Source organism: Pontibacter sp. T17 (assembly GCF_057219875.1).
Genome location: NZ_JBXVVW010000001.1, coordinates 29,700 through 41,548, shown reverse-complemented (window position 1 = coordinate 41,548; position 11,849 = coordinate 29,700). Strand labels below are relative to the sequence as shown.

5 protein-coding genes and 1 tRNA gene are annotated in these 11,849 nt (G+C 61.3%); 4 read left to right on the top strand and 2 right to left on the bottom strand.

Annotated elements, in window-relative coordinates; all coding sequences use genetic code 11:
- The 4 genes from AC2D8O_RS00160 to topA all read left to right on the top strand — a co-directional run bounded on the left by AC2D8O_RS00160 (position 1) and on the right by topA (position 9,867).
- The gene (locus tag AC2D8O_RS00160) at positions 1-2,931 is read left to right on the top strand and encodes a hypothetical protein (protein WP_484676751.1); all 2,931 of its coding nucleotides are present in this window, start codon (positions 1-3) and stop codon (positions 2,929-2,931) included.
- 76 nt (positions 2,932-3,007) lie between these two features.
- Positions 3,008-5,194, top strand: coding sequence for a tetratricopeptide repeat-containing sensor histidine kinase (locus AC2D8O_RS00155; RefSeq protein ID WP_484676750.1), 2,187 nt, complete (start codon positions 3,008-3,010; stop codon positions 5,192-5,194).
- A gap of 75 nt (positions 5,195-5,269) precedes the next feature.
- Positions 5,270-7,216, top strand: coding sequence for a menaquinone biosynthesis decarboxylase (locus tag AC2D8O_RS00150; RefSeq protein WP_484676749.1), 1,947 nt, complete (start codon positions 5,270-5,272; stop codon positions 7,214-7,216).
- A gap of 140 nt (positions 7,217-7,356) precedes the next feature.
- A complete protein-coding gene (gene topA, locus AC2D8O_RS00145; RefSeq protein WP_484676748.1) occupies positions 7,357-9,867 on the top strand; it encodes a type I DNA topoisomerase in 2,511 nt (836 codons plus the stop codon).
- Positions 9,868-10,006: 139 nt separating this feature from the next.
- Here topA and AC2D8O_RS00140 read toward each other — a convergent pair.
- Both AC2D8O_RS00140 and AC2D8O_RS00135 read right to left on the bottom strand, forming a co-directional pair.
- Positions 10,007-10,080: transfer RNA gene (locus tag AC2D8O_RS00140), tRNA-Asn, on the bottom strand.
- A 91-nt stretch (positions 10,081-10,171) separates the two neighbouring features.
- Positions 10,172-11,845 carry a SpoIIE family protein phosphatase gene (locus AC2D8O_RS00135; RefSeq protein WP_484676747.1) on the bottom strand — a complete coding sequence of 558 codons (1,674 nt, stop codon included), beginning with the start codon at positions 11,843-11,845 and terminating at the stop codon, positions 10,172-10,174.
- Positions 11,846-11,849 lie beyond the last annotated feature (4 nt).

Here is an 11,849-nt window from a genome sequence, read left to right as displayed (position 1 = left end):
TTGCAAACGAACACAAGAAACACCGATTCAGCAACCCTGTGCAGCCGCCTTCTGGCGCTCTGCCTCTGCTGCTGTTGCCTGTTCCTGCCGCTGGCTGCCCAACAGAGTTCCTTTATTGTCCGCAGCCAGCCCTATCCCGACGACCTGCAGGAAACCGAGGGCCGTGCTCTCCTGGCCCAGGATGCCAATGGCTTTCTCTTTATTGGCTTCAGCGGTGGCCTCGTCCGTTTCGACGGCAGTCGCTCGCTCCTGCTGCCCAGCCCCGGCCCCATTACGGCCCTCGCCACCGACTCCCTTCGCATCTATATCGCTGCGGGCCGCACTTTTGGCTATCTCGAGGCCGATGCCCGTGGCGCCTACCGCTTCCGCGACCTTACCCCAAAGCTCCCTCCACGCACCAGAGCCTACGACGAAATCACCAGCATTCAGGTCATTGGTGGCCGCGTCTACTTCTACTGTAACGAGTTCGTCCTGCGGTATCTCCCCGCCGCCGATCGCCTCGAACTCGCTCTACAGGCACAGGGCAGCGACTTCTTCCGCGGCATCTGGCGTGCCGCCGACACCCTCTTCCTCAACATCGAGAATGGCGGCATTCATGCCATTATGGAAGGGGCCGGAATGCTTACCGTGCAGGCAGACCAGAACACCCTTCGCAGTCAGATAGTCGTCTTCGGGCTTCGCCTCAAAGATGGTCGTCAACTCATTGGCACACAGCGCGGCGAACTCTTCATTGGCCACCCCGGCCAGTGGCAGCGGTTTGCCTCCTCGCTCCCCCTCATCGACCTCCAGGATGCTGCACTTCTGGCTTCCGGACAGGTCCTTCTTGCCACCCCCTTCAGTGGTTGTCTCATTCTCGACCCCGCTACCGGTGTAGCCTCAGGAGCCCTCAATGTCCTCAATGGCCTGCCCGAAAACGATGTCAACGGCTTGCTCGTCGCCGACGGTGGTCGGGTTTGGCTGGCCCACAGCTACAGCTTTTCGTCCACGCTGCTGGATATGCCGTTGGCCACCTTCCCGCAGCTGCGTTCGCACATCAACGGTCTTCAGTATGCCCTCGGTCGTCTTTACATCGCTACCGACGATGGCCTCTATTATCTCCCCATCGAGAACCCTGCTGAGTACATCGTAGAGAACAGCCGTCGCGAATACGTGCGCACCGTTCAGGAGCCTACCCGCTCGGCTCCCGCACCTGCCACCGCCACAACCGCTGATCCACAGCCCGAGGAGGCCCAACCACCTGCCCAGCCTCTTTCCGACAAAGAGCGCCGCCAGGCCGAGCGTCGTGCCGAGCGCGAGCGAAAAAAAGCCGAGTCTGAAGCCAGTGGCCGCTCCGGATGGGGCCTTTTCGACTTCCTCCGTAGGAAAAAGACCGCCGAGTCTGGGCCCACCCAAACCCCAGCGGGTGCCCCGGCAACACCCTCTGCTGCGGCTTCCCCCGCCCTCAACCCAGTCTTCACTGTCCGCGAGCGGGTCCAACTGGTAGAGAAAACCCTCCTTGGCGGCCAAAGCCCCAGCGATGTGTTTCTGCGTGTGCCCGGCCTGCCGATCGATAAACTCTTCTGTATGCGCCCATGGGGCGAAGGGCTTCTGGTAGGGGGCGCCAATGGCCTTTATTATGTGAAGGAACGCACTGCCAGTCGTGTGCTTTCCATTCAGGCCCGCGATATCGTCATCTCCGATAGGCAGGCCGGTACCCTTTATGTGGCTCACGAGCGGGGTATCGGTACAGTACGCTTTCAGAATGGCAAGTGGGAATACCTCGGCCCCCTCGTTGGCGTGTCAGAGTCGGTCACCAGTCTCGTGCAGGACAACCGCGGAGCGCTCTGGGCAGGTATTCGTGGTCCAGGCATTCTTGAGGTCATGCCCGCCGCCGACGGCCGTGGTGTCAGACTTCAGCAGAAACACTACCCCGATTCCCTGCGTCACGAAACGCGCCTCTACGCTCTCGGGCAGCAACTCTACGCCGTAGCCGCGGGCCGCTTTTTCGTCTGGGACTCACTGGCCCATCGTTTCAATACCAACCCCCGCACTTCTGCTGTTCTCGCGGGCGCCGCCAACCAGGATGTGGAGCTCTGGCAGCTGGCTGGCAAAGACTACCTCATGGTGCGCACCACCATGTACCGCTTGGAAAAGGGCCTCCCAGTCGATTCTTCCCGAATGCTGGGCATCCTCCCAGGGATGCAGCAGGTAGCTCCCGGCGCCCTTACTTCAGGTCGGCAACTGTGGCTCTCGTTCCGCCGAAGCCTCTACCTCACCACGGCAATGCCCCGGCCTCCCGTGCGCACCCGTCCTTTCAGAGCGGTTGTCACCCGTATTGTTGTGCAGCCTACGGGCAGTCCCGAACCCTACGCCGACTCTCTCCAGAATCTTGCCGCTTTCGAGCTCCCACACCACCAGGGCTATGAGGTCCGGTTCGACCTCGCCGCGCCAGTCTCCGAGCAGCAGGTCGTCTTTGAATACAACCTCAACGACCAGGGCTGGCAAACCCTTCAGGGCAGTACCCTCACTTTCCACCAGCTCTCCAGTGGCAGCTATATCCTCTTCGTTCGCGCGCGCGATTCCATGGGCCGCATCAGCGAAGCCGATAAGGTCGAGTTTGCCATCTCCAATGGCCTTGGCAGGGCATTCCTTCACCTCTTCGCAGAGCTGCTGCTGGTGCTTCTGCTCGTCACCACCGTCACGGTTATCAGTGCCCGTGTCTCTGGACGCTCGGTCTCCCGCCCTGCCCGCGCCCTGCTGCTTGTGCTGCTGTTCATTTCCCTGGCAATGATTGCCTATGGCATGGGAAACCGATGGAATCTGGGTCTGCTGGCGATGCCGCTTGTGGGTTTCACCATCCGCATTGTCCTGGCCTTCCTCGCAGTGCCTCTCAACGAGCGCCTCGAAGACTGGCTTGCCTCACGAAATTCCCGTCAGGCCCTGCGTAGATGACCTGTAAATACCGGAAACAGGCCCCCCTTTTTCCACATTCCGTTTCTGTTTCCAGCCCCCTTTCCTATCTTATACCGTGATTCGCCTGCTGCGTTTGCCTTTGTGGCTCCTTACAGGCTTGCTGGCCTTTTCTTTAGGCCTGGCGGGCGTGGCTTGGGCCAATTCCGGTGGCAAAGGCGGCACCTCCAGTGGCACGAAAAAGGCGGGCGACTCGCAGGCTGTTCCGGCCCCACCTCCTTCCAGCTCCTCGGGCAATACTTCTCTCCAGAAGGGAACTACGGCCGAGCCCGAAACTGGCCGCGACAGCAACGCCGTCAAGCGGCTCCTCACTCGCGCACGCTCCACTTCGCTGGAAATGGCCGAGGGCATACAGCTCTCCCGCCAGGCGCTGGAGCTCGCCACTCAGCTCAACTACACGGCAGGCCGCATCCGGGCGCACTATCTCCTCGGCATCTGGTTCTGGGCCGATGGCCAGTATGGCGAGTCCATCAGTGAATACGAACAGGGCCTTACTCTCGCCGAGCGGCAGGCCGATTACAGCCTCATGGCCGAAGGCTATTCCAGCCTCGCTTCCTCCCATCAGCGTCTGGGAAACTACGATAACGCCATGGCCAACTACCTCCAGGCGCTTCGTATCAAGGAACAGCAGGGCGACAGCAACGCCACCGCCAGCATTTTGCTCAGCGTGGGCTCCCTTTACGCCGACCAGCGGAACTACGACAAAGCCCTTAACTATCTCCATCAGGCCGAGGAAACCAAGCGCCAGATGAAGGACAGCCTTGGGGTAGCCCGGGCGTATGGCTATCTCGGTCAGGTATACGATGCCCTGGGCCAGCACACCCGCGCCATTACCTATCTCCAGAACGAACTTGCTCTCCTCGAGAAGTTCGGTTCCCCGTTCATGATTACCGGGTCCATGATCAATCTCGGCACCGCCTATCGCAACATCGGCAAGCTGGCGGTATCCGAGCGGGCCCTGGCTTCAGCCCTCGAAATGGCCCGCAAGCAGCAGGTGCCCCTGTCCCAGGCCCGCGCCATGATCGAACTTGCCCGCACACGTCTTCGCATCGGCAACTTCGAAAGCGCCCTGGACCTCACCCGCGAGGCCAATCGCATCAGCCTGCGCATCAACGCCGCACCCCTTCGCCTTCAGACACTCCTTACCCTCTCCGCGATCTCCGATACCCTCGGCGATCATTCCCAGGCCCTCGCTTTCTACCGCGAATACGACCGCGTCTCTGACAGTCTCTTCTCCGCCGACCAGAGCCGGCAGATTGCCGCCCTCCAGGCCGACTATGAAGCCTCCAAGCAACAGGCACGCATCCAGCTCCTCGAAGAACGCCAGAAGGTCGATGCCCTCTGGCGAAACCTCCTCCTTGCACTCATTGCATTGGTGCTCTTTCTGGCATTCGCTCTTTTATGGCGCTACCGCCAGCAGGAGAAGACCCAGGCCATGCTCTTTGAGCGCAACCGTGCCCTCGAACAGGCCAACATCGAGATCCAGCACCACGTCGAAACCGTCGAAGAGCAGCGCGCACAGATCGAAACCGCCATCCGCGAGAAAGACGAGTTCCTCGGCATTGCCGCACACGACCTCAAGAACCCCATCGCCGCCATCCGCATCTTCTCCGGCATGCTCAAGGACGACCCCGGTCGCTTCACCGATGCCGAAATCTCAGAGTTCGCCGCCAAAATCGCTCTCACCGCCGACCAGATGATGGACATCGTCTCCAATCTGCTCGACATCAACCGCATCGAACAGGGCGCCCTCGACCTCCGCCTCGAACCCATCCAGCCCGCCCTCCTCATCGAGCAGTTGGCCATGCAGTACCGTCCCCGCGCGGCCACCAAACAGATTACACTTGACGCCGAGGCCAGCCAAACCCTGCCAGCCGTCGTCGCCGATGGCCGCCGCCTCATGCAGGTGCTCGACAATCTGGTCTCCAACGCCATCAAGTTCTCGCCCCGTGGCGGCGAGGTCTCTCTTCGGGCTGCCGCCCGCGATGGTCACATCCGTTTCGTCATCGAGGACTCTGGCCCTGGCATCCCCAAGCAGGAAGAGCACATGCTCTTCAAGAAGTTTGCCCGCCTCTCCACCCGCCCCACCGCGGGCGAAAGCTCCACGGGGCTGGGCCTCTCCATCGTCCGCACCCTTACCGAGCGCATGGGCGGTCGCGTCTGGTTCGAGAGTATCCCCGGCCAGGGCGCTACATTCTTCGTCGAGCTGCCCCTCGCTGGTAGCACTGTCGCGGCCAATTCCTGATATTTCTTCCCCCCAGGAAAACCTTTCCGCAACCCCCGCGGTTATTTTCAATGAGAATTGAAAATATCTTTGCGCATGGCTTTCCGTAACCTCCGGCATTTTATCGACGCCCTCGAACAGGCGGGCGAACTTGTGCGTGTCAAGCAGTTTGTCGACCCCGTCCTTGAAATGACCGAGGTCGTCGACCGCATCTCCAAGGCGGGCGAAACCCGCAACAAGGCTATTCTCTTCGAGAATACTGGCACCGATTTCCCCGTTCTCATCAACTCCATGGGTTCGTACCGCCGTATGTGCATGGCCCTCGGCGTCAACGACCTCGACGACGTTTCACACGAAATCGAGGCCCTCTTCAAAACCATGACCTCGCCCAAGGATACCATCCTCGACAAACTGAAGATGCTCCCCAAGCTAGGTCAGGTCGCCTCCTGGATGCCCAAGAAGGTGTCGGGTAGGGGAGAGTGCCAGCAGGTGGTCATGCCCAAGCCCGACCTCAGCCGCATTCCTGTCATGAAATGCTGGCCCGAGGATGGCGGCCGATACATCACCCTGCCCGTCATCCACACCCGCGACCCCCACACCGGCGCCCGCAATGTCGGAATGTACCGCGTTCAGGTCATGGACGACCAGCACACCGCCATCCACTGGCAGCTGCACAAGGTGTCGCGCCGCCACTTCGAAGAGTATAAAAAGCTGGGCCAGCGCATGCCCGTTGCCATCACCCTCGGTGGCGACCCCGTCTACACCTATGCTGCCACCGCGCCCCTGCCCGACGGCATCGACGAATACATCCTCGCTGGTTTCCTCCGCAAGAAGCGCGTAGATCTCGTCAAGTGCCTCACCATCGACATGGAAGTGCCCGCCGATGCCGATTTCGTCATCGAGGGATATGTAGATACCTCCGAGGATTTCATCGTCGAAGGCCCCTTCGGCGACCACACCGGCTATTACTCCCTCCAGGACCTCTATCCCCGTTTCCACGTCACGGCCATCACCCACCGCAAAGACGCCGTATATCCTTCTACCATCGTCGGAATCCCGCCGCAGGAAGATGCCTGGATTGGCAAAGCTACCGAGCGCATCTTCCTCGCGCCCATCAAGATGACCATGGTGCCGGAAATCCTCGACATGGACCTTCCCATCGAGGGCGTGTTCCACAACATGGCCATCGTCCAGATCGACAAGACCTTCCCCGGCCAGGGCCTCAAGGTCATGAACTCGCTCTGGGGTGCCGGCCAGATGATGTTCACCAAAATGATGGTCGTAGTAGACAAGGGTACCACCCTCAAGAACTACCGCGACCTCGCCCGGTACGTCACCGAAAACTTCGATCCCCAGCAGGATCTTGTCATGGGGCAGGGCCCCATCGACGTGCTCGACCACTCCTGCTCCAAAATGGCCTTCGGTGGCAAGCTCGGCATTGACGGCACCCGCAAACTCGACGAGGAACTGCGCCCAGGGGCCAGCGCCCATGTACCGATTCCCTCCAGCAGCGAGTTTTCGCTGGAGGCCATCCGCGCCGCCCACCCAGAGGTCAGCGCCATCAACGCCCAGCTCCTCGAGGAAGGCATTTCCCTCGTCCTCGTCAGCATCCACAAGACGCAGAAGGGACAGGTGAAAGCTCTGGGCCGCGCCCTCTGCCAGCGCCCCGAATTCGCCCATGTCAAAATGGTCATGATTCTCGACGCCGGTATGTCGCTCGAGTACGTCGGCGATGCCTTCTGGCGCTTCTGCAACAACACCGACGTCAAGCGCGACGCCGTCATCATCGAAGCCGACAGCCCCGAGGCTACTGCTCACGTGGTCTTCGACGGCACCCGCAAAACGCTTGAGCACGACGGCTTCACCCGCGATTGGCCCAACATCCTCGTCATGGACGATGCCACCATCGAGGCCGTTGACCGCAAATGGGGCACCCTCGCCCTCGGCGACTTCATCGAGAGCCCGTCCATCCGCTACAAGCCGCTGCTGGTCGGCACCAAGGCCGTCGCAGGCGAAGGTGTACAGGCGCCAGCACAGGTATAAATGGCAATTTCTTACCAATGCCCGGCACTTTCAGCCGGGCATTGCGCTTTCCATACCGGGGTTCTGCGAAAAATCACAACTTTGCCCCCTGATTCCCAACTGAAACTACTTCCAGCCCCTCAGGGCGCGCTCCTCCCCACATGGCGAAAAATCTCCTGATTGTCGAATCGCCGGCTAAAGCCAAGACGATAGAAAAGTACCTGGGCAAGGACTTCAAGGTTCATGCCTCCTTTGGCCATATCCGCGATTTGCCCAAGGACGACCGCTCCGTCATCGTTGAGAACAACTTCAAGCCGGTCTATGAAGTGTCGCCCGACAAGCTCGAAGTTGTCGCAACCCTTCGCAAGCTGGCCAAGGAAGCCGAAACAGTCTGGCTTGCGACCGACGAAGACCGTGAAGGGGAAGCCATCTCCTGGCACCTCGCCGAGGTCCTCGGCCTCGACCTCCAGAAGACCAAGCGCATCGTCTTCCACGAGATTACCAAAAACGCCATTCTCCGCGCCATCGAGCAGCCCCGCACCATCGACATGAACCTCGTCGATGCCCAGCAGGCCCGCCGCGTGCTCGACCGTCTCGTCGGCTTCGAGTTGTCCCCCATTCTCTGGAAGAAAGTAAAGTTCGGCCTCTCTGCCGGCCGCGTGCAGAGTGTCGCCGTCCGCATGATCGTCGAGCGCGAACGCGAGGTACAGGGCTTCACCCCCACCGCGTTCTTCAACATCGCTGCCGAAATGCGCACCGCCAAGGGGGAGCCCTTCAAGGCAGCCCTGCCCAAGCGTCTGGACAGCGAGCCCGCCGCCCGTGCCTACCTCGAAGCCGCCAATGGCGCCGCCTTCTCCGTCGCCTCGCTCGAGAAAAAGCCCGGCAAGCGCAGCCCCGCGCCCCCCTTCACCACCAGTACCCTGCAACAGGAAGCCAGCCGCAAACTGGGCTTCGGCGTCGCGCAGACCATGCGCATTGCCCAGGGCCTGTACGAGTCGGGCCACATCACCTACATGCGTACCGACAGCGTCAACCTCTCCAAAGAGGCACTCGGCGCTGCACGCGACGTCATCCACTCAGACTACGGCGACCAGTACCACCAGATCCGTACCTACGCCAACAAGACTGCCAACGCCCAGGAAGCGCACGAGGCCATCCGCCCCACCGACTTCCGTGCACGTGTCGTGTCACAGGACCGCTCCGAGCAGCGCCTCTACGAGCTCATCTGGAAGCGCGCCGTCGCCTCGCAGATGGCCGACGCCCAGTTGGAGAAAACCGTAGTAGGCATAGCGGTTAAGGCCGCCAAGCCCCTCGCCAACCTCGAGGCCACCGGCGAAATCATCCGGTTCGACGGCTTCCTGAAGCTCTACCTCGAAAGCCGCGACGACGACGAGAACGAGGAGTCTGCCATGCCCGGCTCGGCCCTGCTGCCCAGCCTCAGCGTCGGCGATGCCCTCACCCTCGACGCCCTCGTCGCAACTGAGCGTTTCACCCGCCCTGCCGCCCGCTACACCGAGGCCAGCCTCGTTAAGGCGATGGAAGAGGAAGGCATTGGCCGCCCGTCTACCTACGCCCCCACCATCTCCACCATCCAGAAGCGCGGCTACGTCGTGCGCGAAGACCGCCCCGGCATCGAGCGTAAATACCGCGTCCTCACCCTCAAGGCCGGTAAGCTCTCCGAGAAAACCGCTACCGAGAATACCGGTGCCGAGAAGGCCAAGCTCTTCCCCACCGACCTCGGCTCGCTCGTTACCGACTTCCTCGTCTCCTACTTCGCCAACATCGTGGACTACAAGTTCACCGCCCGCGTGGAAGAGGAGTTCGACGAAATTGCCCGCGGCCAGCTCGGCTGGACCCGCATGCTCGAAACCTTCTACCCGCCCTTCCACAAGCAGGTAGCCGAAACCGAGCAGAGTGCAGGCCGTGTGCAGGGCGAGCGGCTCCTTGGCCACGACCCCGTTACCGGCAAGCCCGTCTCGGCCCGTCTTGGCCGCTTTGGCCCGCTGGTGCAGCTCGGTGCCCAGGACGACGAGCAGAAGCAGTTTGCCTCCCTCCGTGCCGACCAGCGCCTCGAAAGCGTCACCCTTGAGCAGGCGCTCGAGCTCTTCAAGCTGCCCCGCCGCGTGGGCCAGTACGAAGGCGCCGATATTCAGGCCAACATCGGCCGCTTTGGGCCCTACGTCCTCCACGAGAAGAAGTTCTACAGCCTCCCCAAGGGCATGGACCCCTTCACCGTCACCGAGGAGCAGGCCATCGAGGCAATTGAGGCCAAGCGTAAGGCCGAGCGCGAGCGTCTCATCAAGGCGTTCCCCGGCTCACCACTTCAGGTGCTCAATGGCCGCTGGGGCGCCTACCTCTCCGACGGCGACAACAACTACAAGCTGCCCAAGGGCACCGATCCTGCCGCCCTCACCCTCGACGAAGCTCAGGAACTGGTGCGCCAGCAGACCGAGGCCGGCACGGTGAAGTCGGCCAAGAAGGGCCGCTTCGGCAAGACAGCCGCCAAGACCACAGCCAAGTCGCCAGCCAAAGCCCCTGCTGCCAAGAAGACGGCCAAGGCTACCCCGGCATCAGCCACGCGCAAGCGGTCGGCCACAGGCGTGAAGGCTGCGGCCAGCAAAACGGCCAAGCCCGCTGCCAAAACCACCAAAGCCGCCCCCAAGAAGAAGTAACCGGGGCACATACCCGATATGCAAACAGGGGCCATTGGCCCCTGTTTTGTTTTTGTATTGGATGGGAGACCCCGTCAGCTCACTTCTTCCCCTCACCCCACAAACGAAAAAACCCCGACTCTCGTCGGGGCTTCTCGTGCGCCTGAACTTGGACTCGAACCAAGGACCCTCTGATTAACAGTCAGATGCTCTAACCAGCTGAGCTATTCAGGCTTGGGCCTTTTCCGCTTCGGGGTTGATTCCGAATTGGAGTGGCAAAATTAGGAGGTCAGGCAGTACGACGCAATACTTCGGCCAAAAAAAGTTACCTCAGTCGCACGCCCACCAGCAGCATGTCGTCCAGTTGCTTCTGGCCCTCACGCCATTGCGTGATGAAAGCCCCCAGTTTGGCCTCCTGTACCTCGCAGGGCAGTGGCGACAGCTCCAGCAGCACCTCGGCCAGCCGCCGCCGCGTCAGCTTCGACCGCGCGCCCAGTCCCGTCTGGTCTGTCATCCCGTCGGTGAACAGGTACAGCATCGCGCCAGGCTCATAGGGCACTGTCTTCTGCTGAAAGCCCACCTCGTGTGCCTGTAGGCTGTAGCCGATGGCCCGGCGGTTCAGTAGATGAAACTCCAGTTGTCCATTCTGCACCAGTGCCAGCGGCCGGTTGGCATCGGCAAACGTAATTTCATTTTTCAGGGGGTCTACTTTTACCAGCACCAGGTCCATGCCGTCCAGCACCTGTACGTTGGCACTCTGCTGGTGGCGCAGCATGCGTTGCAGGCGGCTGTTCAGCCGCTCCAGCACCTCGGCAGGCTCGGGCGCGGTGTGGTGGCTGAAAATCTCGTTCAGCAGCGACGCCCCCAGCACCGACATCAGCGCCCCCGGCACCCCGTGGCCCGTACAGTCGGCCACCACCAGATAGGTAAACTGCGCCCGCCGGATGTGCCAGTAGAAGTCGCCCGATACGATGTCGCGCGGCTTGTAATACACCACAACTTCCGGAAAGGCCTTCAGCAGGTCTTCCGTCTGGGGCAGCAGCGCCTGCTGTATGTTCTTGGCATAGAACAGACTGTCGGTGATCGACTGATGCGCCTTGCCCAGCCGGCCAATCAGCCGTGCGTTTTCCAGCGCAATGCCGGCCTGCTGTGTCAGAATGGTCAGTATCTCGCGCTGGCTGTCCTCAAAGGGGGCCTCTTCGCTGGGATTTCGCAGAAACAGGTAGCCGTAGGGCTTAGCCTGGCTCTGGATGGCGATGGCGATTTCACAGTCGCCGCCCGCTTCCAGCGCCTGGCTCACCCGCCGCACCAGCGCCTGGGCAATGGCCTCGGGCTCTTCGACGGCATACAGCTTCAGCTCACGGCCCTTCTCTTCGTCCTGATACCGGATACGCTGTAGGCGTGGCGCAGCATCCTCGGGGTCGTACAGCACCAGAATCTCTTCCGCCCGTGTATAGTGCCAGGCATATTCTACCAGCAGGTCAAAAATCTGCTCGGGCTCGGTTTGGCTGGCGATGCGCTGGGTGTGGCTGGTCAGCTGCTTCAGCAGGTGGTTATGCGCCGCCTGGCTGCGCAGGTCGCGCTGCTGCTGGTAGCTCCGCACAGCCTCCGACACCGTCAGCACAAAGTCTTCCGGCTCCCACGGCTTTGGGATGTAGCGGTATAGCCCGGCCCGGTTGATGGCGTTGCGCACGGCATCCAGTCCGGCCTGACCGGTCATCAGGATCTTCAGCGTTTCGGGCTGGCGGCGGTGTACCTCTATCAGCAGTTCGTCGCCTTTCAGGCCGGGCATTATCTGGTCTGAAATCACCATCGCCAACTCGCGCCCTTCAGCTTGTAGCTGCTCCAGTATTTCCAGGGCTTCTTCTCCACTTTCCGCGAATTCCAGGTCGAACTGCTCTCCAAAGGGGCGTTGTAACTGTCGCTCCAGGGTCAGCAGTATCGATTTCTCGTCGTCAACACATAGAATAGCGGGTCTGTCTGCGGTCGTTCCTTGCATGTTT

Bases quoted from the DNA above. Each gene is read 5' to 3' on its own strand.
- AC2D8O_RS00150 (WP_484676749.1), top strand. From the start codon at position 5,270: ATGGCTTTCCGTAACCTCCGGCATTTTATCGACGCCCTCGAACAGGCG.
- topA (WP_484676748.1), top strand. From the start codon at position 7,357: ATGGCGAAAAATCTCCTGATTGTCGAATCGCCGGCTAAAGCCAAGACG.
- AC2D8O_RS00135 (WP_484676747.1), bottom strand. From the start codon at position 11,845: ATGCAAGGAACGACCGCAGACAGACCCGCTATTCTATGTGTTGACGAC.